This window comes from Mycobacterium sp. NGS22 (assembly GCF_059813095.1).
On the sequence record NZ_JCALDY010000002.1, the window covers coordinates 167,274 to 191,367 of the forward strand.

The window sequence follows — 24,094 nt, forward strand, 5'->3', positions numbered from 1 at the left end:
CATATGCACGCCAGAGCGTCGTATTTCTGACATTTTGAGGACCCTCGGCAGGTGAATTGTCGGGTCGCTTCTAGTTGCCGACGATAAGCCGCGTGCATCCCGAGCTCTGTCACCTGCTCAACGCACAAGGCGGCGTCGTCAGGTGTCACCCCGCCCGACTCGTCCAACGCCTCAACGCGCGACTTTGTCGAGCCGCTTAGGGCGCCGAGCGTCCCCAAAATGCCGGGAATTGCGGCATTTGCCGTACATATGAGGACGCTCGGGCGCAAAAGGCAACCAGCTAAGTAGGTGTCCCCGGGCCGATATTGCGGGCCGGGCGGGTGCGCAGGTCGTGCACGTAATCCGCGGGCGCCCCGGCGATTTCGGCAGCGTCGGCCATCACGCCCAGATAGCGCGCCGACGGCAACCCGCCTTCCCAGGCGTCCAGCACATATAGCCACGCCAGCACCGGGTCGATGTCGGTGTCCGACGACTCCCGCTGCACGCGGCAACGGATCTTCTTGTGCACGCCGAACTCGGAACCTTCCCAGCGGTCCAGGTTCATCTCGTCGGCCGGCGTCATGTCGTAGAGCACGACGAACACCCGCGAACCGGGATCCTCGACCACCGTGGCCAAAGCTCCCTCCCAGCCGATGTCCTCCCCGCCGAACGTCAGCCGCCATCCCGGCAACCAGCCGGTTCCGGCCATCGGCGAATGGGGTGCGCGCTTGAGCATCTGCTCGGGATGCATGTTCGACCCGTAGGCGGCGTAGAGCGGCACGGGGAAAGCTTAAACGCTAGGTTTGGTGGCTGTGGCGACCCGCATCGTGATCCTCGGTGGAGGCCCGGCCGGATACGAAGCGGCCCTGGTGGCCGCCAATGCCCGCCCCGACGTCGACGTCACCATCATCGACTCCGACGGCATCGGCGGCGCGGCCGTGCTGGACGACTGTGTGCCGTCCAAGACGTTCATCGCGTCCACCTGGCTGCGCACCGAGCTGCGCCAGGCGCCGCGGCTGGGCTTCGACATCGACATCGACGACGCCAGGATCCTGTTGCCCCAGATCCACGCCCGCGTCAAGAACCTGGCCGCCGACCAGTCCGCCGACATCGCCGCGCAACTGCGCAGCGTGGGCGTGCACCTCATCGCCGGGCGCGGGGAGCTGATCGACCCGACGCCCGGGTTGGCCCGGCACCGTCTGCAAGCCACCGCGGCGGACGGCACCGTCACCGAGCACGAAGCCGACGTGGTGCTGATCGCCACCGGTGCCAGCCCCCGGATCCTGCCGTCGGCCAAGCCGGACGGCGAACGCATCCTGACCTGGCGGCAGCTCTACGACCTCGATGAGCTCCCCGAACACCTGATCGTGGTGGGCTCCGGAGTCACCGGCGCCGAGTTCGTGCACGCCTACACCGAGCTGGGTGTGCCGGTGACGGTGGCCGCCAGCCGCGACCGGGTGCTGCCCTACGAGGACGCCGACGCCGCCGCAGTGCTGGAGGAGTCGTTCGCCGAACGCGGGGTGCGGCTGTTCAAGAACGCCCGCGCCGAGTCGGTCAAGCGGACCGGAAACGGCGTCCTGGTCACCATGACCGACGGCCGCACCGTCGAGGGCAGCCACGCCCTGATGACCATCGGCTCGATCCCCAACACCAGCCACCTCGGCCTCGAGCGGGTCGGCATCGAGCTCGGCCCCGGCGACTATCTGAAAGTGGACCGGGTCTCGCGTACCTCGGTCCCGGGCATTTACGCCGCCGGCGACTGCACCGGCCTGCTGCTGCTGGCTTCGGTGGCGGCGATGCAGGGCCGCATCGCGATGTATCACGCGCTGGGCGAGGGCGTCAGCCCGATCCGGTTGCGCACGGTCGCCGCGACGGTTTTCACCCGGCCCGAGATCGCCGCCGTCGGCGTCCCACAGTCGGCGATCGACGCCGGTGAGTTCAGCGCCCGCACGATCATGCTGCCGCTGCACACCAACGCCCGCGCCAAGATGTCGGGGATACGGCAGGGTTTCGTCAAGATCTTCTGCCGCAAATCCACCGGCGTGGTGATCGGTGGCGTGGTGGTCGCGCCGATCGCCTCGGAGCTGATCCTGCCCATCGCGGTCGCGGTCACCAACCGGATCACCGTCAACGAGCTGGCCCAGACACTGGCCGTCTACCCGTCGTTGTCCGGTTCGATCACCGAGGCCGCCCGGCGCCTGATGGCCCACGACGATCTGGACTGAAGGACGACTCGCCGACCTCCGAGCAACTAGCCTGGGTTGAGCATCGCCTACTGACGAGTAACCGACAGGAGTCTGTTGTCGTGAGCAACCCGATCGAGAACGAACCCGCCCCGTCGACTCTCGGACCCGAACAGCGCGCGACGGCGTGGGAGCGACTCGGTACCGAGCAGTTCGACGTGGTCGTCATCGGCGGTGGCGTGGTGGGCTCCGGCTGCGCGCTGGACGCGGCCACCCGCGGGCTGAAGGTGGCGCTGGTCGAGGCCCGCGACTTCGCCTCCGGCACGTCGAGTCGCTCGTCGAAGATGTTCCACGGCGGTCTGCGCTATCTGGAACAGCTTGAGTTCGGTCTGGTGCGCGAAGCTTTGTTCGAGCGCGAACTCTCCCTGACCACGCTGGCACCGCACCTGGTCAAGCCGCTGCCGTTCCTGTTCCCGTTGACCAAGCGGTTGTGGGAACGCCCCTACATGGCCGCCGGCATCTTCCTCTACGACAGCCTGGGCGGCGCGAAATCCGTTCCCGCGCAAAAGCATTGCACACGAGCCGGAGCCCTGCGATTGAGCCCGGGACTGAAGCGCAGCTCGCTGATCGGCGGCATCCGCTACTACGACACCGTCGTCGACGACGCCCGGCACACCATGACCGTGGCGCGCACCGCGGCGCATTACGGCGCGGTGGTGCGATCCTCCACCCAGGTGGTGGCGTTGCTGCGCGAGGGCGACCGGGTCACCGGCGTGCGGGTGCGCGACTCCGAGGACGGCGAGGTCACCGAGGTCCGCGGTCACGTGGTGATCAACGCGACCGGCGTCTGGACCGACGAGATCCAGGCCCTTTCCAAGCAGCGCGGCCGGTTCAAGGTGCGTGCCTCCAAGGGAGTACACGTGGTGGTGCCGCGCGACCGCATCGTCAGCGACGTCGCGATCATCCTGCGCACCGAGAAGTCGGTGATGTTCGTCATCCCGTGGGGCAGCCACTGGATCATCGGGACCACCGACACCGACTGGAACCTCGACCTGGCGCACCCGGCGGCCACCAAGGCCGACATCGACTACATCCTCGGCACGGTCAACGAGGTGCTGGCCACCCCGCTGACCCACGCCGACATCGACGGCGTCTACGCCGGGCTGCGGCCGTTGCTGGCCGGGGAGAGCGAGGAGACCTCCAAGCTGTCCCGGGAGCACGCCGTCGCGGTGCCCGCGCCCGGCCTGGTCGCGATCGCGGGCGGCAAGTACACCACCTACCGGGTGATGGCGGCCGACGCGGTGGACGCCGCGGCCGAGTTCATCCCGGCCCGGGTGGCGCCGTCGATCACCCAGAAGGTGCCGCTGATGGGCGCCGACGGCTACTTCGCGCTGATCAACCAGACCGAGAACGTCGGCGCGATGCGAGGCCTGCACCCCTACCGGGTGCGTCACCTGCTGGACCGCTACGGCTCGCTGATCGACGAGGTACTGGCGTTGGCCGCCAAAGATCCCAGCCTGCTGGCGCCGCTGAAAGAGGCGCCGGGGTATTTGAAGGTGGAGGCGCTCTACGCGGTCGCGGCCGAGGGCGCGCTGCACCTCGAGGACATCCTGGCCCGCCGGATGCGGATCTCCATCGAGTACTCCCATCGCGGTGTCGACTGCGCGCGCGAGGTGGCGGAACTGGTCGCACCGGTGCTGGGGTGGTCGGCCGAGCAGACCGACCGCGAGGTGGCCAACTACACCGCGCGGGTGGAGGCCGAGATCCTGTCCCAGGCCCAGCCCGACGACGTCTCCGCCGACGAGTTGCGGGCCAGCGCACCCGAGGCGCGTGCCGAGATCCTCGAGCCCGTCCCGCTCAATTGAGACCTGCGCCCCTGCCGGTCCGCGACGGGTTGGGACCCGCGCGGGTACGGCTGCACGGCGGGCCGGTGCTCGCCGAGCTCACCACACGGTTCGGGGCGGCGGCCGGCGCGAAAGTCCGCGCCGGCGAAGTCGTGGACGCCGACGGCGCGGTGATCGGCCCCGCAACGACGCTGCCCGCCGGCGCGCACGTCTACCTGTATCGCGATCTACCGGACGAGGTTCCGGTACCGTTCGAGATCCCGGTGCTCTACCGGGACGACGACATCGTCGTCGCCGACAAACCGCACTTCCTGTCCACCATGCCGCGGGGACGGCACGTCGCCCAGACCGCGCTGGTGCGGCTGCGACGCGAGCTGGACCTGCCCGAACTCAGCCCCGCCCACCGGCTGGACCGGCTGACCGCCGGAGTGCTGCTGTTCACCACCCGCCGTGAGCTGAGGGGTTGCTATCAAACACTTTTCGCCCAGGGCCAGGTGCGCAAGGTCTACCTGGCCCGCGCGGCGGTCGACGTGTCCGGAACGTTGCCGCGGGTGCTGCGCAGCCGCATCGTCAAGCGCCGCGGCCACCTGCAAGCGGTGACGGAACCCGGTCCGCCCAACGCCGAAACGTTGGTCGAGGTGGTGGGCCCGGGGTGGTACCGATTGACGCCGCGAACCGGCCGCACCCACCAACTGCGGGTGCACATGGCCGGTCTGGGGTTGCCGATCATCGGAGACCCGCTGTATCCCAACGTGATCGACGTCGAACCGGACGATTTCAGCGCGCCACTGCAGCTGCTGGCGCAGCGCATCGAGTTCGACGACCCACGCACCGGGACACGACGCGAGTTCGTCAGCCGACGATCCCTGGGCGCCAACACGTTTGGGTAGGCCGGCGCGAACCGGCGGTCACGACGTGGCGTGATGCCGGGGACAGTAGGCCGCGATGCTCAGCCCGACGAAGAAGCCGGCGCGGAACCCGTCCAGGTTGCCGTTGCTGCTCAGCGCGTTGGCGACATCGCCTTTCGGCCTGCCCAGGTCGAGCTCGTCACACACGTGATGGCCGGCCATGACCGCCGCCTGCGGCGTCGTGAAGTTGATCCCCTTGGTCTGCAGGGCATTCAGGAATTGGCCGTCCACCCCGTCGGCGTGCGCGGCCGGGGCCGCCACCAATGCGGCCAAGCCGAACAGCATGGCGCCGGGTAGCAACGAGCGCAACCGGCTGGTGATCATCGCTCGAACCTCCCCTGCTGGGTGTGACGTAACACAATGCTTACATTTGCGATCATCGCACGAACCGCTGCAGCGAGCGGACGGCTTTCTCTGCGTGACGGTGATTGTGCGAAATGTCGGGATCGTGAATCCGCCGCGAACGGCTGTTGAAATCGTCGAATCCGGATGCCACCGGCGGTCGCCGAGCGTGAATGGCGGCCCGGTTGGTTGTTACCATCTGGCTGAGCCGAACCGCTCCGGGTAAGTATCAGTCGAGGAAATGAATTGATGCCCTTTCGATTTGGGGCCGTGTTGGCTGTGCTGGTCGCCGGTGCGGCGATGGTGTCGGCGTGCGGCGCGCGGAACCAGTCCGCGAACGGGGGCGCGTCGGCCAGGTGCGGCGGCAAGCCGGCGCTGACGGCCAGCGGTTCCACCGCGCAGGAGAACGCCATCACCCGTTTCGCCAAAGCTTTCGAAACGGCCTGCCCGGGCCAGTCGCTGCACTACACCGCCAACGGATCCGGCGTCGGGATCGGCGAATTCCTCAGCAGTAAAACAGATTTCGCCGGGTCGGACTCGCCGCTGAACAACGACGAGTACGCCAGGGCGCAGGACCGCTGCGGCTCACCCGCGTGGAATCTGCCCGTCGTGTTCGGTCCGATCGCCATCGCCTTCCGCGTCGACGGTCTGGCGGCGCTGAACCTGGACGGGCCGACCGCGGCCAAGATCTTCAATGGGCAGATCACCACTTGGAACGACCCCGCACTCGGCGCACTCAACCCCGGAGTCGCCCTGCCCGCCACGCCGATCCACGTCGTCTTCCGCAGCGACGAGTCAGGCACCTCCGACAACTTTCAGCGCTATCTGGACACCGCGGCCAATGGTGCGTGGGGCAAGGGTGCCGGCAAGACATTCCGCGGTGGTGTCGGAGAGGGCGTCAGGGGTAGCGACGGCGTCGCGGCGACCGTCAAAGACGTCGACGGGTCGATCGGCTACGTCGAATGGTCCTTCGCCCAAGCCCGGAAACTGGGCATGGCCAGTGTCGTCACCTCGGCCGGACCCGAACCGGTGGCGATCAGCGCGGACGCGGTGGGCAAGACGATCTCGGCGGCCTGGTTCCTGCGTGAGGGCAACGATCTCGCCTTCGACACCATCTCGTTCTACCGGCCGAACCAGCCCGGCTCCTATCCGATCGTGCTGGCGACGTACGAGATCGTGTGCTCGAAGTATCCCGATGCCCAGGTTGGAGCGGCGGTGCGGGCATTTTTGCGCAGCGCGATTGCTACTGGCCAGGACGGTTTGGTGGACCACGGCTACATTCCGGTTCCCGACGAGTTCAGGCCGCGTATGACCACGGCTGTCGATGCCATCGCGTGACCGGTGATTTCGGGCCGAAGTTAGCCCATGGCGCACCTGGCGACCCGCAATGTTCTAGGGTTTGTCCCGGCCTGTTTAACGGAATGTTCCCAAAATTCTCCGACGATTGTCATTGTGAAGTGCTATGGAGTTCATTGCTTTGCCGCCGGAGGTCAGCTCGGCGCTGATCCACTCGGGGCCGGGGGCGCAATCGTTGATCGAGGCGTCGCTGGTGTGGCACCGACTCGGCACCGAGCTCGAAGAGAACGCGGCCGGCTACACCGCTGTGCTGTCGGCACTGGCCGCGGAATGGCATGGCTTGTCGTTGACGACGATGGTCGACGCCGCCGGACCCTACCTCGCCTGGCTGCGCGGCACCGCGCAGCAGTGCCTGCAGTTGGGTTCTTCGGCGCAGGTCGCCGCGGGCGCTTTCACTGCCGCGCTGTCGTCGGTCGTTCACCCGTCCGTGGTGCGCGCGAACCGGCTGCACTTGGCTGAATTGCTGGCCACCAATGGTTTCGGCAGGAACGTCGCGGCCATCGCTGAGACCGAGGCGCAGTACGACCGGATGTGGCTGAACAATGCCGTGGCGATGTACCGCTACCAGGCGGCGTCGGCTCAGGCTCTCGCGCTGCCGCTGTTCTCGTCTCCGCCCGTGATCACCACGCCCGAAGGAACGGCGGCTCAGGCCGATGCCGTGCAGGCAGCCTCCGCTTCCGCGGCCCCGGCACCAGCCGCAGCCGTCGCGGCCCTGGCCGCACCCGCCGACGCCGTCGCACCGCCGGTGTCCCCGCTCGACGCGGTTCTGCAGGCGGTCGGCGTCACCTTTGACCCCAACGAGGGCTGGTTCGGATTGACGAACACCTACCTGAATCAGTTCGTCTCGTCGGGGTTCCCCATCAACATGCTCAGCTACTTCGCGCAGTTCACCTCCGCGCAGGCGCTGGCGGGGCTGTCTCCGGATGTCGCCGAGGGTCTGTCGGAAGGGGAAGCCGCCCTGGGCGGGGCGGTGGCCGGATTGTCCGACGCGGCCGACGCCGTGGCCGCAGCGGAGCCGACGGCGGCGATGGGCGCCGCGGTGTCGATGGGCGGCCTGTCCGCCCCGCCCGCCGCAACCGCGGTGCTCACCGGCGCGCATCTGCCGGTGCAACTCGCCTCCGCGGCCACCCCGCTTGCCGCCGGCGAGGTCGCAGACGCCGGGTTCCCCATGTTGCCGCCGCTGGTGGCGCCGCCGATCGCGGCGGGCAGCGGCTGGCGCAAACGGAAGGAAACCAAGTACGAAGACCTGGCCATGGGTCTGGAGGTGAAGGGGATGTTCATCCCGCGCTCGCCGTCGGCGGGCTGAGTGTCCATCCCGCCGCCGTGCCGACGCGCCCGCTGTGATCGGTAGCTTTAACCCATGCCGTGGGCGCGATTGCTCTCATCGGCCGTTCTCCTGATCAGCCTGGTCGGCTGCAGCGAACGGCAAGTTCACGCTGCCGGGGCCCGCGATCAGGCCGGAATGCTCCGCTACGGCGCGCTGAACCGGACCTACCTGGTGCATGTGCCCCCTGGCCCGCCCGTCGGCCTGGTGCTCAACCTGCACGGTGGCGGCGGTACCGGTGCCGGACAGCGGGGGTTGACCAACTTCGACTCCGTCGCCGACTCCAACGGCCTGGTGGTGGTCTATCCCGATGGCTACGACAAGAGCTGGGCCGACGGGCGGGGCGCGTCGCCGGCCGACCGTCGCCGGCTCGACGACGTCGGATTCCTGGTCACGCTGGTGACCAAATTGCGCGACGAATACAACGTGCCCACCGGGCATGTCTTCGCCACCGGCATGTCCAACGGCGGTTTCATGTCCAACCGGCTGGCGTGCGAGCGTGCCGACTTGTTCGCCGCGATCGCGCCCATCTCGGGCACGTTGGGTGTGGGCGTGGCGTGCAATCCGTCGCGTCCGGTCTCGGTGCTGGATGCGCACGGCACCGCCGACGCGGTGGTGCCCTACAACGGCGGTGACGTCCGCGGTCGCGGCGGGTTGAGCCATGCCATCTCGGTCGCCGACATGGTCGACCGGTGGCGTGCCGTGGACCGTTGCCCGGCCAATCCCCGGGTCGAGGAACTCCCCAGCGTCGGCGACGGAACCGTGGTGCGCCGCTTCGATTCCCGGGGCTGCGCCGACGACACCGAGGTGATCCACTATCAGATCGATAAGGGCGGGCACACCTGGCCGGGCGGCAAACAGTACCTGCCGAAGGCCGTGATCGGGTCCACCACCCGTGCGTTCGACGGTTCTCAGGTGATCGCTGAGTTCTTCATGAGCCACGGCCGGGACTGACTCAGCGCTGACAGACCGGGCACCAGTACCGCACCCGTTCGGCGCTGCCGTCCGGTGGATCTTGCTGCGAGATGGGGGTTCCGCAGCGCCGGCAACCCTGCCCCGCCCGCCCGTACACCCACATCAGCCGTCCGCCCCGGGTGTCGCCGGTGGTGCAGCGGTTCCATCGAAAACGGTTGGCCCACAACATGTCTCGTGCACGCGAAACGAGCCTTAAGGGGTCGGCGACGGCGCTGACGGGCGCGGTCGGCAGATGGCCGCTGATGAAGCACAGTTCGTTGGCGTAGACGTTGCCGACCCCGGCCATCACCCGCTGGTCCAGCAGCGCCTCGGCCAGCGGACGGTCCGGGTCGGCGGTCAGGTTTGCGGCGGCGCGCCGCGGATCCCAGTCCTCACCCAACAGGTCCGGTCCCAGATGGGCGACGGCCTCGGCGTCGTGGTCGCGTGCCAGGATCTGCAGCACGCCGAGGTCGACGCCGACGGCCCGAATGTCGCCGGCTTCCAGGATGATCCGTGCCCGGTAATCCACCCGCAACCGCTTGTCCCCGACCCGCCAGGCGCCGTCCATCTTCATGTGCGAGTGAATGCTGGCCGCACCGACCCTGATGAAAAGGTGCTTGCCCCGGCTGAGCACCTCGTCCACCACCTGCCCGGTGAGATCCACGGTGGCAAAGCGGGGCACCCGGATATCGCAGCGCGTCAACGTTTTTCCCAGCAGCTGCCGGCGCAGCGTGTCGGCGGTGTGAAAGACCGTGTCTCCCTCCGGCATCGTCTACCTCAGCCGCAGACCGCGTGGGGTGCGCGCGAATCCCGCTTCGGCCAGCGCCGCCACCACTGCGTCCGGGCCGTCGGGCGCGAGCACCGACACCCCGTCGACCCGCTCGACCAGAATCGACGCCACCCGCCGGGAGGCCACCAGGTCGGCCAGCCCCACCGCCGCCGCATGGCAGGCGCCGGGGTCGTCGGTGAAGGTCAGCAGGGACCGTCCGCCCCGCTCGAGGAACCAGACCAATTCGCCGTCCACCAACACCACCAGGGCGCCGGCCTTGCGGCCCGGCCGGGCTCCGTCGCTCAACGCACTCGGCCACGGCAACGCCGCACCGTAGGGGTTGGCGGGGTCGGCGGCGGCCAAGACGACCGCCCGGTACTCGGGCCGTTGTGGATCGACCCCGTCGAGGTAACTGCGCAACCGGTCGACGGTGGAGGCGACGGCGAACTGTGCACCGCCCAACGACTCGACGAAATAACCCCGCTGGCACCGGCCGGCGTCCTCGAATGCGCGCAACACCTTGTACAGCGTGCCGAAACCGCCCGGCACCCCCTCGGCGGCAACCCCGCCCTTGGTCAGCACACCGTGCCGGTTCAGCAGCAGCTCGGCCTGGAAATGCGCGCGCAGCGTGGAGTCGGGTTCGGGGGCCGGCAACGCCGACCACCGACCCGCCACCGTCGGGTCGGAGGGCCGGGTCTGAGCGTGCGCGACGCTGTACCGGCTCAGCCGCGGCGCGCGCGGGGTGCGGTGCGCCGGTGCCGAGCGCTTGCGGGCGCCGACGCTGCCGCCGAGGAGTGCCCGCACCGGCGCGAAGGTGTCGCCGGTGACCCGGCCGGCCCAGATCAATTCCCACAGCGCGGATTTGAGCTCGGCCTCGCCGTGCCCGCCCTGCGCGAGCTGACGGAAGAAGTAGGCGCCCCCGCCGGACAGGGCGTCCAGGATCGCCCGGTGCACGTCGGTGAGTTCGATCTCGGCCGGCGGGGCCAAGGTCAGGGCAGCAGAGTCCGCCACGTGCAACGCGATCCAGCCGTCGCTGCCCGAGATCGACCCGGCGCCCGACCAGGTGACCTCGCCGGTGGCGAGCAACTCGTCGAGCAGCGCGGGGGAGTAGTCCCGCACCCGCGGAGCCAGCACCAGCGGTTCCAGCGCCGAAGCCGGAATCCGGGTGCCGGCCAGCTGCTCCACGACGGCCGCCAGGCCGTCCAATCCGGCATGTCCCGACGACCGGTCACCGACGTGGTGCCAGGCCGGCAGGAACCGGCCATAGGCTGCGGTGCTGACCGGCTCGACCTGGGCGCGCAGCGCCGCCAGCGAACGCCGCCGCAGAATGCGCAGCACGTCGGCGTCACACCACTGCTCGGCGCCGGGGCCACCGGTGCTGTCGACGAACTCCCCGCGCACCAGCCGGCCGTCGCCGGCCAACCGGCCCAGCACGTCGGCGGTCACCCGCAGCCCCAGGCCGAAGCGGGCGGCGGCCTGCGCGGTCGTGAACGGGGTGTGCGTGCGCGCGTAGCGGCCCAGCAGGTCGCCCAGCGGGTCGGCGACCTGCTCGGTGAACGCCGCGGGCAGGCCCACCGGTACCGCCGCCCCGACGCCGTCACGCAGCCGGCCGATGTCCTCCACCGCGACCCACCAATTGCGCCCGGCGAACGACACGGCCAACGCGCGCCGGGCGCTGAGCAGTCCTTCCAGCCATCCGTTGAGCGCCGCGCGGTCGGTCACCGCGGCCCGCGCGAGGATCTCGTCGTCGGTCAGCGGGCCCAGCAGCCGCAACAGGTCGGCGACCCCTTCGGCATCGCGCGCGGCCCGGTCCTCGGACAGGTGCTGAAGCTGGCGGCCGGTGCCGGCGATGACCTCCGGGTCGAGCAACTCGCGCAGCTCGACCCGGCCGAGCAACTCGGCCAGCAGCGTGCTGTCCAACGACAGCGCCGCGGCGCGGCGTTCGGCCAGCGGCACGTCGCCCTCGTACATGAACGCGCCGACGTACCCGAACAGCAGCGACGCGGCGAACGGCGAGGGCTTGCTGGTTTCGGCCTCCAGCACCCGCAGCCTGCGCTGGGCGATCTGCGCCATCAGCTGAGTCAGCGTCGGCACGTCGTAGACGTCCTGCAGGCACTCGCGGACGGTTTCCAGCACGATCGGGAAGTCCGGATACTTGCGCGCGACCTCCAGCAGTTGGGCCGCGCGCTGGCGTTGCTGCCACAACGGCGACCGTTTGCCCGGATGCCGCCGCGGCAGCAGCAGCGCGCGCGCCGCCGACTCGCGGAACCGGGAGGCGAACAGCGCCGATTCGCCCACTTCGGTGGTCACGATCGGGTCGATCTCGTCGGGGTCGAAGACGAACAGCTCGGCCCCGGGCGGGGTGTCGTCACCGGAGAAGGTGGTGTCGGGCAGTCGCACCACGATGCCGTCGTCGGAGGCGGTCAGCTTCTCGTCGAGACCATAACGTTCGCGCAACCGCCGCCCCACCGCCAGCGCGAGGGGACCGTGCACCTGCAGCCCGTACGGCGAGTGCAGGATCACCCGCCAGTCGCCCAGCTCGTCGCGGAACCGTTCGATCAACAGGGTGCTGTCGGTGGGCACCACGCCGGTCGCGGTGCGCTGCTCGTCCAGCAACCGCCACAGATTGTCGGTGGCGTAGTCGTCGAAACCCCAACTCGCGCAACGCTTCCCGAAGGCATCCCGGTCCAGGCTGGCCAGCTCCCCGGTGAGCGCGCCCAGCGCGGCGCCCAGCTCGGCCGGCCGGCCCACGTCGTCACCGCGCCAGAACGGCAACCGGGCGGGCTGCCCTGGGGCGGGAACCACCAGCACCCGGTCGTGGGTGATCTCGACGATGCGCCAGCTGGTGGCACCCAACGCGATCACGTCGCCGGGACGGGACTCGTAGACCATCTCCTCGTCCAGCTCGCCCACCCGCGACGACTTCTCGGAGTCGCTGGCGAGGTAGACGGTGAACAGCCCGCGGTCGGGGATGGCGCCGCCGGAGGTGACGGCCAGCCGCTGCGCGCCGGGCCGCGCGGTCAGCGTGCCGTGATCGCGGTCGTAGACCAGCCGCGGCCGCAGTTCGGCGAACTCGGTGGAGGGGTACTTGCCGGACAACAGGTCCAGGGTGGCCTCGAAAACGCTGCGCGGCAGCGTGGCGAACGGCGCGCTGCGGCGCACGGTGTCGAACCAGCGGTCGGCGTCGATCGGCTCGAGAGCCGCCGCGGCCACGGTGTGCTGGGCCAGGATGTCCAGCGGATTGGCGGGCACCCGCATGGTCTCGATCTGGCCGGTGAGCATGCGTTGCACGCTGACCGCGCAACCGAGCAGGTCGGTGCGGTGTTTGGGGAACAGCACCCCGCGCGACACCTCGCCGACCTGGTGACCGGCCCGGCCGATGCGTTGCAGGCCGCTGGCGACCGACGGCGGCGCCTCCACTTGGATCACCAGATCGACCGCGCCCATGTCGATGCCGAGTTCCAGGCTGGACGTGGCTACCACCGCCTTGAGCTGCCCGCTCTTGAGGTCCTCCTCGACCAGGGCGCGCTGCTCCTTGCTGACCGAGCCGTGATGCGCGCGGGCCAGCAGCGTGGGGGCGCCGAACGTCTGTCCGCTGCCCATGACATAGGCCGGTGCGCCGCCGGCCACCTTGGGATTCCCCTCCGGGGGTCCCGCGATACCCAGTCGCTCGGCGTGGATCTCGTTGAGCCGCGCGGTCAGTCGCTCCGCCAGCCGGCGCGAGTTGGCGAACACGATCGTCGAGTTGTGCGTCTCGATCAGGTCCACCAGCCGCGCCTCGACGTCGGGCCAGATGGAGTTGTCGGCCAGGTTGGCCATGTCGGGGACCGGAACCTGGACGGAGAGCTCGACGGTCTTGGCCGACGGCGGGGACACGATGGTGGTGGGGGCATGTCCGGACAGGAACCGGGCCAGCTCCTCGGGTGGACGCACGGTGGCCGACAACCCGATGCGCTGGGCGGGGCGCCCGTCGGAGAGTTCGTCGAGCCGCTCCAGGGACAGCGCCAGGTGTGCGCCGCGTTTGGTGGCCGCGATGGCGTGGATCTCGTCGACGATGACCGTCTGCACCCCGGCCAGGGTTTCGCGCGCCGCGGAGGTCAGCATCAGAAACAGCGACTCCGGGGTGGTGATCAACACGTCGGGCGGACGGGTGATGAGCTGGCGTCGGACCGTGGGCGGGGTGTCACCGGACCGGACGCCCGCGCTGATGTCGGGCGGGGGCTGGCCTTGTGCCTGCGCCAGGCGGGTCAACCCCGCCAGCGGGGTGCGCAGGTTGCGTTCGACGTCGACCGCGAGGGCCTTGAGCGGCGACACGTACAGCACCCGGGTGCCGGCCGGCCTCTCGGGCGTGCGGGCCAGGTTGTCCAGCGCCCACAGGAAAGCGGCCAGCGTCTTGCCGGAGCCGGTCGGCGCGATGACCAGGGTGTTGTCCCCGTCGGCGATCGCGTTCCACGCGGCGGCCTGCGCGTCGGTGGGCGCGGGAAAGGTGCTGACGAACCAGTCGCGGGTGACGGGGCTGAACCGTGCCAGCGCGTCAGGCGGCGGGCCCGAAGAAGACGCAGTGCTCACCACACCATGGTGCCAACAGGCACCGACAAGTGCCTCAGACCTGCGGTTTGAAGCGCGCGGTCGACATCGCCTCGGCCAGCTCGCCGGGGATCTCCGGCACCCGGGCTATCGCCTCGAGCAGGGTGTGCGCGCACGCGTCGGCCAGCCGGTCGGCTTCCAGCGTCATGTCCATGATCCGTTGCCGGCAGATCTCGAACGTGAACGCCAGCCAGCCGTGGATGATGACCCGCAGGTCGCGCTCGACCTCGGCTTCCAGCGCCGCCGTGCCCGGCATGCCGCTGACCACTTCGCCGATCCGCGTCATGATGTGTTCCATCTGGCGGTTCTTGGCTTCGTCGTCGATGCCGAGCAGGACCGGGTCGGACCGGCCGAGGCCGACGTAAGCCGCCCACGCCGCCTCCGGGTTCTGCTCGTGGTAGGCCATATAGGCCAGCACGCCGGTCCGGATCTCCTCGAACATCGTCATGCCCGGCGCCGGCTGGATGTTGGTCGCCGAGTACAGCCGGTCCGCCTCGTCCTTGACGACCGCGGCGAAGAACGCCCGCTTGTCGGGGAAGTAGTGGTACATCAGCGCGCGTGACACTCCGGCGCGCTCGGCGATCTCGTCGATCCGCACCTCGTCATAGGGTCGCTTCCCGAAGACTTCCGCCCCCAGGGCGAGCAACTCAGCGCGTCGATCCTCGGGCGATAACCGCCTCCTGGCTGTCGCCATAAGCAGTGATACTACTCACGCCGGATAAGGGCTTCGCTACGGCGGATCCTCAGTCGGCCGCGCCGGCCGCCCCTTCGTCGCCGTAGCAGCGTTTCGTGAAGTGGCCTTCCGGGATCGCGACCGCAGGCCTCCGCGGCCGGTTTGCCCACCGTTGTCGCTGGGTATTGGACAAAAACGGGTTTCCGGGGTTGGGTGTAGCCGCCAGATTCGAGGTGCTCCGATGCGTACCGCAGACGAGAGAGTGCGTGGTGACCGGTTGGGTCACGACGACAGGGAAGTCCATGCCGCCATCAAGTTCGCGGTGCTGGCGAGCGCGGCCGGAGTCGGCTTCGTGGTGATGGCCGCCCTCTGGGTCAGCACCTGCGGCGGCGGAAGCATCGACACGGTGGCCTGTGGCCCGCCGGAGCGGACGATGCTGGCGTTCGGCGGTCCCCTGATCTTGTTGCTCGCCGGAGTGTGGGCGTTCTTCCGCACCTACCGGGTGTGGCGCGACAACGGCGTCTGGTGGGGATGGCACGGCGCTGGCTGGTTCCTGCTGACACTGATGGTGATCGCGCTGTCGATGGGTGTCCCGCCCATCGCCGGTCCGGTGTTGGCCCTCTGACGGCCCGGCCGCACAAACCGCAAATTTTCGGCCGTCAACCTCCCCAATCGGGTTTGCCGAGTTCTACCGTGGAGTTAGTGCCCACACGGGCACTCACGCAGAAATCGCATCCGATAGGAGGCTGCCATGGGGGACACCTATCGTGACCCCGTCGACCACTTGCGGACGACGCGGCCACTTGCCGGCGAATCGCTGATCGATGTGCTGCACTGGCCGGGCTACCTGATGGTGGTGGCCGGGTTGATTGCCGGCGTCGGATCTCTTGCCGGGTTCGGTACCCAGCACTATTCGCAAGGCATGACCTTCGGCGTGTTGGCGGGCGTACTCACGGTGATCGGACTGGTCTGGCTGGCTTTCGAGCACCGCCGGATCCGTCGCATCGCCGACCGCTGGTACACCGAGCATCCAGAAGTCCAGCGCCAGCGCCTGGCCAGCTGACGGCTGGTCGATACTTCATCGAGCGCCCCCCGGTAACCGGGCGATCGGTGGTGTGCGGCCGCCCGGTAAGGTCGGCTCAGACGCGGCGCAGCACCCGGCCGGAAACGACGGGTTTCGTAGTTTTACCCCCGCCGGTGACTGGGTATCAGGAGAGCACCATGATGAGTACCGGCAATTGTCCAATAGCGTGGATACCCCATCATGGGGGACCGAATCACGAGAGCACCTACGCTCAGCACCTTCATCACCCCGGCTATCACCGCGACGTGCTGCAGTCGGCGCGCGCCGGTGGGGTCGGAGACGTCTGTCTCGCCGACAACTGGTTGAATATCCGGTGGCGATCATGACCAACCGGCTCGACCCCTTGGTACACGGCGAGCCGCAACCCGGCGCCGCAGCCCGTGACCAAGCCAGGAGTAATGTCGGTCGAACTATGCCGGGAGGCCACATGACCGATGCGGATCTGCGCGCTGACGGGCGCCAACGCGGTTACCGCGCCGTCGAACTGAACGTCGCGGCCCGCTTGGAGAACCTGGCAATGCTGCGCACCCTGGTCGGTACCATCGGCACGTTCGAAGACCTGGATTTCGACGCCGTCGCGGATCTGCGGCTGGCCGTTGACGAGGTGTGCACCCGGCTGATCCGCTCGGCGACTCCCGGCGCCACGCTGACCCTGGTGGTGGACCCGCGCGACGAGGAACTCGTCGTGGAGGCGTCCGCCGCGTGCGACACCCACGACGTAGTGGCCCCCGGCAGTTTCAGTTGGCATGTACTCACCTCGCTGGCCGATGACGTCCAGACGTTCCACGACGGTCGCGAGCCCGACGCAACGGGCAGTGTCTTCGGAATTTCGTTGACAGCGCGACGGGCGGCCACTAGTAAGTGACGGCCAGTTGACAGAGCAAACTGCCGGCGGTTCCCAATCTCGACCTAACGAATACGCCGATGTTCCGGACATGTTCCGCGAGCTGGCCACCTTTGCTGCCGGCTCGGCGGAGTTCCAGCGCAACCAGGACAAGATCGTGGAACGCTGCCTGCCGCTGGCTGACCACATCGCCCGGCGATTCGAGGGCCGCGGCGAACCACGCGACGACCTGATCCAGGTCGCGCGGGTCGGACTGGTCAACGCGGTGGTGCGCTTCGACGTCGAAACCGGTTCGGACTTCGTCTCTTTCGCCGTCCCGACCATCATGGGCGAGGTCCGGCGGCACTTCCGTGACAACAGCTGGTCGGTCAAGGTGCCGCGCCGGCTCAAGGAGCTGCACCTGCGGTTGGGCACCGCGACCGCCGAGTTGTCGCAGCGGCTGGGAAGAGCCCCCACCGCAACCGAACTCGCCGTCGAACTGGGTATGGACCGCGCCGAAGTCGTCGAAGGTCTGGTCGCGGGAAGCTCCTACAACACGTTGTCCATCGACAGCGGCGGCGGCAACGAGGACGACGACGCGCGTGCCATCGCCGACACCCTGGGCGATGTGGACCAGGGCCTGGACCGGATCGAGAACCGCGAGGCGCTGCGCCCGCTGCTCGAAGCGCTGCCGGAACGCGAGCGAATGGTGTTGGTACTGCGCTTCTTCGAGTCGATGACGCAGACGCAGATCGCCGAGCGGGTCGGGATCTCGCAGATGCACGTCTCCCGGCTGCTGGCCAAATCGCTGGCGCGGCTGCGCGACCAGTTGGAGTGAGTTTTTCGCGAGTGTGCAGCCTGCCGCGCATTCGGCGCCGAGTGCGCGGGTAGCCGCACACACTCGACGCTCGAAGCGCTGGAAGCGCCGAAGCGCTACTTGATCTCGGCGAGCACCGTGCCCTGAGTGATGGCCGCGCCCGGCTCCACCGCCAGCCCGGTGATCACCCCGTCCTTGTGGGCGGTGACCGGGTTCTCCATCTTCATCGCCTCCAGCACCACCACCAGGTCGCCGGCGGATACCTGTTGGCCCTCCTCGACGGCGACCTTGACGACGGTGCCCTGCATGGGAGCCGTCACCGCGTCACCGGAGGCCGCCGCACCGCCGTGCCCGCCTCGCTTGCGCGCCTTGGGCTTACGGCGTACCACACCGACGGCGTCGGGAGCGCCGCTGGACAGCGCCAGGTCGCCGGGCAGGGAGACCTCGACGCGGCGGCCGTCGACCTCGACGATGACCTTCTGCCGCGGCCGGGACTCCTCTTCGTCCAGCGGTTCGCCGCCGGTGAAGGGCTCGATGGTGTTGTCCCACTCGGTCTCGATCCAGCGGGTGTGAACGGTGAAGCCGTTCTCATCGCCGATGAACGCCGGGTCGGACACCACGGCGCGGTGGAACGGGATGACGGTCGCCAGCCCCTCGACGTGGAACTCGTCCAGCGCACGTCGGGAACGTGCAAGCGCCTCCTCGCGGGTGGCGCCGTAGACGATCAGCTTGGCCAGCATCGAGTCGAACTGGCCGCCGATCACCGAACCGGCCACCACACCGGAGTCCAGCCGGACGCCGGGACCGCTGGGGGTGTCGTAGCGGGTCACCGGGCCGGGCGCGGGCAGGAAGCCGCGACCGGCGTCCTCGCCGTTGATCCGGAACTCGATGGCGTGCCCGCGCGGCGTCGGGTCCTCGGAGATGTCGAGCTTCTCGCCGTTGGCGATCTTGAACTGCTGCAGCACCAGGTCGATCCCGGCGGTCTCCTCGGTGACCGGGTGCTCCACCTGAAGGCGGGTGTTGACCTCCAGGAACGAGATCAGCCCGTCCTGGCCGACGAGGTACTCGACGGTGCCGGCGCCGTAGTAGTGAGCTTCCTTGCAGATCCGCTTGGCGGACTCGTGGATCTCCTTGCGCTGGGCGTCGGTGAGGAACGGCGCCGGCGCCTCCTCGACCAGCTTCTGGAACCGACGCTGCAGCGAGCAGTCCCGGGTGCCGGCGACGATGACGTTGCCGTGCTGGTCGGCGATCACCTGTGCCTCGACGTGGCGGGGTTTGTCCAGATAGCGCTCCACGAAGCACTCACCACGGCCGAACGCGGCGACGGCCTCCCGGGTGGCCGACTCGAACAGCTCGGGGATCTCCTCGATGGAACGGGCCACCTTCATGCCGCGGCCGCCGCCACCGAACGCGGCCTTGATCGCGATCGGCACGCCGTACTCCTTGGCGAACGCGACCACCTCGTCGGCGTCCTTGACCGGGTCGGGGGTGCCGGGCACCAGCGGAGCCTGCGCGCGGGCAGCGATGTGGCGCGCGGTGACCTTGTCGCCGAGGTCGCGGATCGACTGCGGGCTGGGCCCGATCCAGATCAGGCCGGCGTCGATCACCGCCTGAGCGAAGTCGGCGTTCTCCGACAGGAAGCCGTAGCCGGGGTGCACGGCGTTGGCGCCGGACTTGGCGGCCGCGTCGAGCAACTTGCCGAAGTCCAGGTAGGACTCCGCGGAGGTTTGGCCGCCCAGCGCGAAGGCCTCGTCGGCCAGGGCGACGTGCGGAGCCTCGGCGTCGGGCTCGGCGTACACCGCCACGCTGGCGAGTCCGGCATCCCGGGCTGCCCGGATCACCCGGACGGCGATCTCGCCGCGGTTGGCGACGAGAACTTTGGAGATCCGCGAACTGGCGTGACTGGGCACTGCGCCTCCTGGTTTGGACGTCTTTTCGTCTTTAAGAGAATTTCTTACAAGCCTTGTCGGGGAAGTTTATGCGGCGCCCCGTCGGCCCGGTCACGCGGTTCCCCGATTCAGGCGGATTCGCGAAGCCGGCGCTTGATTCGCGCCAGCATCGCCGACATTCCGCGCAGCCGCAGCGGGCTGATCAGCTCGGCCAGACCGAGATCGGTGTAGAAGTCCTCGGGCACCGCGAGGATGTCGGCGGCGGGTTGCTCGTCGAGGCCGGCGGCCAGGATCGACGCGAATCCGCGGGTGGTCGGCGCCTCGGCCGGCGCGCTGAAATGCAGCCGCACCCGGTCGCGGTCGCGGGCGTCGACGTGCAGGAACAGCGGTGACTGGCATTCGGGGACCGGCTCCATCGCGGATTCGGCCAAATGTGCCGGCAGGGCTGGGAGTTCACCGGCGAACTCCAGCAGCAGCTGCAGCTTGTCCTGGCCCTGGACTTCGGCGAAGTCGGACACCACCTCGGCCAGCGGCGCGGGCATCGTCATGTGGCCGGTGCTGGTCCTGGTTCGGGGCCGGCGGTGATCGGCACGCGCACGGTGTTACCCCACTCGGTCCACGACCCGTCGTAGTTGCGCACGCCGGATCTGCCCAGCAGATGGGTCAGCACGAACCAGGTGTGGCTGGACCGTTCGCCGATGCGGCAATAGACGATGGTCCGGTCGTCGGGGTTCAGAAAGCCGTAGAGCTCTTCGAGTTCCTCGCGGCTGCGGAAGCGGCCGTTCTCGTCGGCGGCCTTGCCCCACGGGATGGACCGTGCGGTGGGGATGTGGCCGGCGCGCAGCGCGCCCTCTTCGGGGTAGTCGGGCATGTGGGTGCGCTTGCCGGTGTATTCGTCGGGGGAGCGCACGTCGATCAGCGGCTGACTGCCCAGCGCCTCGAGCACGTCTTCTTTGAAAGCCCGGATCGGCGCGTCGTTGCGCTGCACGACGGGATAGCCGGCCGAGGTCTTGGTCGGGACCTCAAGGGTGGTGTCGCGGCGTTCGGCGAGCCAGAGGTCGCGTCCGCCGTTGAGCAGGCGCACATCGGGGTGACCGAACAGGGTGAACACCCACAACGCGTAGGCCGCCCACCAGTTGCTCTTGTCGCCGTAGATCACCACCGTGTCGTCGCGGGCGATGCCCTTGCTGTCCATCAGCGCGGCGAACTGGTCACCGGTGATGTAGTCGCGCACCCGTGGGTCGTTGAGGTCGGTGTGCCAGTCGATCTTGACGGCTCCGGGAATGTGGCCGACGTCGTAGAGCAGCACATCCTCGTCGGATTCGACGATTGCCAGGCCGGGAGAGCCGATGTGGGCGGACAGCCAGTCGGCCGTGACGAGCCGTTCGGGGTTGGCGTAGCCCGACAGGGTGGGGCTGGGATCTGGGGGAAGTGGCACGTCACCGAGCCTACTAAAGCGAGTCGAACAGCTCGGTTGAGTGTTGGGCGCAGTGCTTCTCGGGCGTCTGCAGGGTTGGTTCTCGGCTGCGGATTAAGGCTTCGCCGACCGCATCGTTTCGACCTTCAGACCGCGCCGCGGTGCGGTGCGCCGGGCTTTTGGTGTGAAACCTGGGCGTTGCGCGTGAAGCCTGGGCGTTGCGCGTGAAACCTGGGCGTTGCGCGTGAAATCTGGGCGTTGGGGGTGAAACCTGGGCGGGATCCTGCCGATTTTCCCGCCCAGACTGCACGCCGAAAGCCGTCACTTCACACTCAAAGCCAAGGCTTCACAACCGTGCTTGAGCCGGCAATGCGGCGGAAATCGTCACCGACACCGCTCAGTCGCTCACCCCCGATCAACTGCAAGTCGAGCGTTTAGCTGTTACTCCGATTCCGGCGTCGGATTGGCGGCCCACAACGACGCGACCGACACCCCGACCCGTCCCAACAGCGAGCGCAACAGCGGCAGGCTCACGCCGATCACGGTCGACGGGTCGCCGTCCACCCCGTCGACGAACCAGCCGCCCAAGCCGTCCAGGGTGAACCCGCCCGCCACCTTCAGCGGTTCGCCGCTGGCCAGGTACGCCTCCAGGTCGTCGCGGGACGGGGTCCCGAATTGCACTGTGGTGACCGATGTTTCGGCCTCGGTTCGCACGACGGTGTGGTCGCGTATCCGAACCAGGCAATGCCCGGTGTGCAGGTGTCCGCGGCGTCCGGCCATCGACTCCCACTGCCGGCGCGCGTCCTCGACCGACGCGGGTTTGCCGCACAACCGGCCGTCGAGGTAGAGCATCGAATCACAGCCGAGCACAACGCAATCCGCCGTGACCGCACGGTCGGGCAGCACCGACGTCACGTGTTCGGCCTTCGCGGTGGCCAGCGCCCGCACCACCTCGCCGGGCGCGGCGGTCGGACCCAGCGCGGCGATCAGTCCGTCCTCGTCGACGCCGGAGACCAGCACCAGCGGGTCGACACCCGCCTGGCGCAGCACCGTGAGCCGTCCCGATGAGGCCGACCCGAGCACCAGGCGGATCATCGACGCATGTGCGTCATTTCCTGCAGGGTGATGCGCTGCCAACTGAAGACCGGGTAGCGCAACTTGTCCACCGGCAGACCCCACCGGGCCGGTTCGGGTTCCGGTGGGGGCGTCCCACCGCCGATGCAGCCCAACACGGCGATCAGCGCCGCCAGCTCCTGGTCGCTCGGGTGGCCCTTGACGACCTTGAGGTGCGGTTCGTGCGCGTGCGGCGCCTCCTCGGCCGGCTGCGTCTCCTCGGTCACCTCAGTCATCTCACTCCCGTCGCTGGTGAAGTTGGGCGAGCAGACGCAAAAGTCCCCATTTCGTGCCGAAATGGGGTGCTTTTGCGTCTGCTCGGCACTAGTTGCCTCACAGGGGGATGTTCCCGTGCTTCTTCGGCGGCAACTGCGCGATCTTGCGTTCCAGCAGCCGCAGCGCGGTGCCGACGTAACCGCGGGTGTGCGACGGCGGGATCACCGCGTCGACGTAGCCGCGCTCGGCGGCGATGTAGGGGTTGACCAGGGTGTCCTCGTACTCCTGCTGCAACTGCAGCCGCAGCCCGTCGACGTCCTCGCCGGCCTCCGCGGCCTCCTTCAGCTTCTGCCGGTACACGAACCCGACCGCGCCGGAGGCGCCCATCACCGCGATCTGGGCCGTCGGCCACGCCAGGTTGACGTCGCAACCCATGTCCTTCGAACCCATCACGCAGTAAGCGCCGCCGTAGGCCTTGCGGGTGATCACGGTGATCTTCGGGACGGTCGCCTCGCCGTAGGCGTAGAGCAGCTTGGCGCCGCGCCGGATGATGCCGTTGTATTCCTGGCCGGTGCCCGGCAGGAACCCCGGCACGTCCACCAGCATCACGATCGGGATGTTGAAGCAGTCGCAGGTCCGCACGAACCGGGCGGCCTTCTCCGAGGCGTTGATGTCCAGGCAGCCGGCGAACTGGGTGGGCTGGTTGGCCACGATCCCGACCGGCCGGCCCTCGACGCGACCGAACCCGACGATGATGTTCTGCGCGTAGCCCGCCTGCACCTCGAGGAACTCGTCGTCGTCGAGGATGCGCACGATCACTTCGTGCATGTCGTAGGGCTGGTTGGGCGAGTCCGGGATCAGGGTGTCCAGTTCGAGGTCCTCGTCGGTCAGGTTGTCCTCGATCGGACCCACCGGCAGCGGCGCCGGCTCCCGCGGCGGGTCGGTGGCGTTGTTCGGCGGCAGGTAGCTGAGCAGGTCGCGCACGTACTCGAAGGCGTCCTGCTCCCCGGACGCGACGTAATGCAGCGTGCCCGACTTCGCCATGTGGGTGTGGGCGCCGCCGAGTTCCTCCATGGTGACGTCCTCGCCGGTGACGGTCTTGATCACGTCGGGTCCGGTGATGAACATCTGGCTGGTCTGGTCGACCATGATGACGAAGTCGGTCAGGGCGGGGGAGTACACGTGGCCGCCGGCCGCGGCGCCCATGATCAGCGAGATCTGCGGGACGACGCCGGACGCCAGGATGTTGTTGCGGAAGATCTTGCTGTACAGGCCCAGCGAGACGACGCCCTCCTGGATGCGGGCGCCGGCGCCGTCGTTGATGCCGATCAGCGGACGCCCGGTCTTGATCGCAAGCTCCTGCACCTTGACGATCTTCTCGCCGTACACCTCGCCCAGACTGCCGCCGAACACCGTGGCGTCCTGGCTGAAGATGCAGACGTCGCGGCCCTCGATGGTGCCGTAACCGGTGACGACGCCGTCGCCCACCGGACGGTTCTTCTCCAGCCCGAAGTTGGTGCTGCGGTGCTTGGCCAGCGCGTCCAGCTCGACGAACGAATCCTCGTCCAGCAGTGCGGTAATCCGTTCCCGCGCCGTCAGCTTGCCCTTGGCGTGCACCTTGTCGACGGCGGCCTCACCGACCGGATGCAGCGACTCCTCCCGACGCTTGTGCAGCTCCGCGAGCTTGCCCGCGGTGGTGTGGATGTCGATCGTGTGCTCGGCGGCGGGCTCTGCGGTGTGGTCGGCGACGCTTGTCATGGGAGTCGATGTTATCGGCAGACCCGGCCCGACCCTTAATGAGCCCTTAAGTAGTCTC

General features: G+C 68.7%; 19 protein-coding genes and 2 pseudogenes. 10 read left to right on the plus strand and 11 right to left on the minus strand.

The window, feature by feature from the left end; translation table 11 throughout:
* Window positions 1-280 precede the first annotated feature (280 nt).
* On the minus strand, window positions 281-760 hold the full coding sequence (locus AC5Y47_RS02605) for a gamma-glutamylcyclotransferase family protein (RefSeq protein ID WP_499941681.1): 480 nt from the start codon (window positions 758-760) through the stop codon (window positions 281-283).
* A gap of 31 nt (window positions 761-791) precedes the next feature.
* Here AC5Y47_RS02605 and AC5Y47_RS02610 point away from each other — a divergent pair.
* From AC5Y47_RS02610 to AC5Y47_RS02620, 3 genes and pseudogenes are all read left to right on the plus strand, one after another.
* Window positions 792-2,266: pseudogene (locus AC5Y47_RS02610) on the plus strand (NAD(P)H-quinone dehydrogenase); the annotation flags it as partial.
* Between the two features lie 18 nt (window positions 2,267-2,284).
* Window positions 2,285-4,027, plus strand: coding sequence for a glycerol-3-phosphate dehydrogenase/oxidase (locus AC5Y47_RS02615; protein WP_499941902.1), 1,743 nt, complete (start codon window positions 2,285-2,287; stop codon window positions 4,025-4,027).
* Window positions 4,024-4,896 (plus strand): pseudouridine synthase, encoded by an 873-nt coding sequence (locus AC5Y47_RS02620; protein ID WP_499941683.1) that lies wholly within the window; start codon window positions 4,024-4,026, stop codon window positions 4,894-4,896. The genes AC5Y47_RS02615 and AC5Y47_RS02620 overlap by 4 nt, the downstream gene beginning before the upstream one ends.
* Window positions 4,897-4,914: 18 nt before the next feature.
* Here AC5Y47_RS02620 and AC5Y47_RS02625 read toward each other — a convergent pair whose 3' ends face one another.
* Entirely contained in the window at window positions 4,915-5,238 is a 324-nt protein-coding gene (locus AC5Y47_RS02625; protein WP_499941685.1) for a DUF732 domain-containing protein, read from the minus strand.
* Between the two features lie 267 nt (window positions 5,239-5,505).
* Here AC5Y47_RS02625 and pstS point away from each other — a divergent pair, with 267 nt between their 5' ends.
* The 3 genes from pstS to AC5Y47_RS02640 all read left to right on the plus strand — a co-directional run bounded on the left by pstS (window position 5,506) and on the right by AC5Y47_RS02640 (window position 8,890).
* A complete protein-coding gene (gene pstS / locus AC5Y47_RS02630; RefSeq protein ID WP_499941687.1) occupies window positions 5,506-6,594 on the plus strand; it encodes a phosphate ABC transporter substrate-binding protein PstS in 1,089 nt (362 codons plus the stop codon).
* A 124-nt stretch (window positions 6,595-6,718) separates the two neighbouring features.
* Window positions 6,719-7,918, plus strand: a complete 1,200-nt coding sequence (locus tag AC5Y47_RS02635; protein WP_499941689.1) for a PPE family protein — start codon at window positions 6,719-6,721, stop codon at window positions 7,916-7,918.
* 54 nt (window positions 7,919-7,972) lie between these two features.
* Complete coding sequence (locus tag AC5Y47_RS02640; RefSeq protein ID WP_499941691.1) at window positions 7,973-8,890, plus strand: CE1 family esterase; 918 nt, start codon at window positions 7,973-7,975, stop codon at window positions 8,888-8,890.
* A gap of 1 nt (window position 8,891) precedes the next feature.
* On the opposite strand, the gene nei2 is transcribed toward AC5Y47_RS02640, so the two are convergent.
* From nei2 to AC5Y47_RS02655, 3 genes are read right to left on the minus strand one after another with little or no spacing between them, the layout of a single operon-like run.
* On the minus strand, window positions 8,892-9,659 hold the full coding sequence (nei2, locus tag AC5Y47_RS02645) for an endonuclease VIII Nei2 (protein WP_499941693.1): 768 nt from the start codon (window positions 9,657-9,659) through the stop codon (window positions 8,892-8,894).
* A 3-nt stretch (window positions 9,660-9,662) separates the two neighbouring features.
* Window positions 9,663-14,228, minus strand: coding sequence for an ATP-dependent helicase (locus tag AC5Y47_RS02650; RefSeq protein ID WP_499941695.1), 4,566 nt, complete (start codon window positions 14,226-14,228; stop codon window positions 9,663-9,665).
* Window positions 14,229-14,262: 34 nt separating this feature from the next.
* Window positions 14,263-14,940 (minus strand): TetR/AcrR family transcriptional regulator, encoded by a 678-nt coding sequence (locus tag AC5Y47_RS02655; RefSeq protein WP_499941697.1) that lies wholly within the window; start codon window positions 14,938-14,940, stop codon window positions 14,263-14,265.
* Window positions 14,941-15,160: 220 nt separating this feature from the next.
* Between AC5Y47_RS02655 and AC5Y47_RS02660 the strand changes: the two genes are divergently transcribed.
* The 4 genes from AC5Y47_RS02660 to AC5Y47_RS02675 all read left to right on the plus strand — a co-directional run bounded on the left by AC5Y47_RS02660 (window position 15,161) and on the right by AC5Y47_RS02675 (window position 17,664).
* Entirely contained in the window at window positions 15,161-15,544 is a 384-nt protein-coding gene (locus AC5Y47_RS02660; RefSeq protein ID WP_499941699.1) for a hypothetical protein, read from the plus strand.
* A 126-nt stretch (window positions 15,545-15,670) separates the two neighbouring features.
* A complete protein-coding gene (usfY, locus tag AC5Y47_RS02665) occupies window positions 15,671-15,982 on the plus strand; it encodes a protein UsfY (RefSeq protein WP_499941701.1) in 312 nt (103 codons plus the stop codon).
* A 448-nt stretch (window positions 15,983-16,430) separates the two neighbouring features.
* On the plus strand, window positions 16,431-16,868 hold the full coding sequence (locus AC5Y47_RS02670; RefSeq protein WP_499941703.1) for an anti-sigma factor: 438 nt from the start codon (window positions 16,431-16,433) through the stop codon (window positions 16,866-16,868).
* A 7-nt stretch (window positions 16,869-16,875) separates the two neighbouring features.
* Window positions 16,876-17,664 carry an RNA polymerase sigma factor SigF gene (locus AC5Y47_RS02675; RefSeq protein WP_499941704.1) on the plus strand — a complete coding sequence of 263 codons (789 nt, stop codon included), beginning with the start codon at window positions 16,876-16,878 and terminating at the stop codon, window positions 17,662-17,664.
* A 95-nt stretch (window positions 17,665-17,759) separates the two neighbouring features.
* Here the strand turns inward: AC5Y47_RS02675 and AC5Y47_RS02680 are convergent, their stop codons facing one another.
* The 6 genes and pseudogenes from AC5Y47_RS02680 to AC5Y47_RS02705 all read right to left on the minus strand — a co-directional run bounded on the left by AC5Y47_RS02680 (window position 17,760) and on the right by AC5Y47_RS02705 (window position 24,036).
* On the minus strand, window positions 17,760-19,553 hold the full coding sequence (locus AC5Y47_RS02680) for an acetyl/propionyl/methylcrotonyl-CoA carboxylase subunit alpha (protein ID WP_499941706.1): 1,794 nt from the start codon (window positions 19,551-19,553) through the stop codon (window positions 17,760-17,762).
* Window positions 19,554-19,660: 107 nt separating this feature from the next.
* A complete protein-coding gene (locus AC5Y47_RS02685) occupies window positions 19,661-20,080 on the minus strand; it encodes a SufE family protein (protein WP_499941708.1) in 420 nt (139 codons plus the stop codon).
* Window positions 20,077-20,970 (minus strand): sulfurtransferase, encoded by an 894-nt coding sequence (locus AC5Y47_RS02690; RefSeq protein WP_499941710.1) that lies wholly within the window; start codon window positions 20,968-20,970, stop codon window positions 20,077-20,079. Before AC5Y47_RS02690 ends, AC5Y47_RS02685 begins: the two co-directional genes overlap by 4 nt.
* Before the next feature lie 420 nt (window positions 20,971-21,390).
* Entirely contained in the window at window positions 21,391-22,044 is a 654-nt protein-coding gene (locus AC5Y47_RS02695; RefSeq protein ID WP_499941711.1) for a Maf family protein, read from the minus strand.
* Window positions 22,041-22,406: pseudogene (locus AC5Y47_RS02700) on the minus strand (acyl-CoA carboxylase subunit epsilon); the annotation flags it as partial. The pseudogene AC5Y47_RS02700 and the gene AC5Y47_RS02695, both read right to left, overlap by 4 nt.
* On the minus strand, window positions 22,396-24,036 hold the full coding sequence (locus tag AC5Y47_RS02705; RefSeq protein WP_499941713.1) for an acyl-CoA carboxylase subunit beta: 1,641 nt from the start codon (window positions 24,034-24,036) through the stop codon (window positions 22,396-22,398). The pseudogene AC5Y47_RS02700 and the gene AC5Y47_RS02705, both read right to left, overlap by 11 nt.
* Window positions 24,037-24,094: the final 58 nt, after the last annotated feature.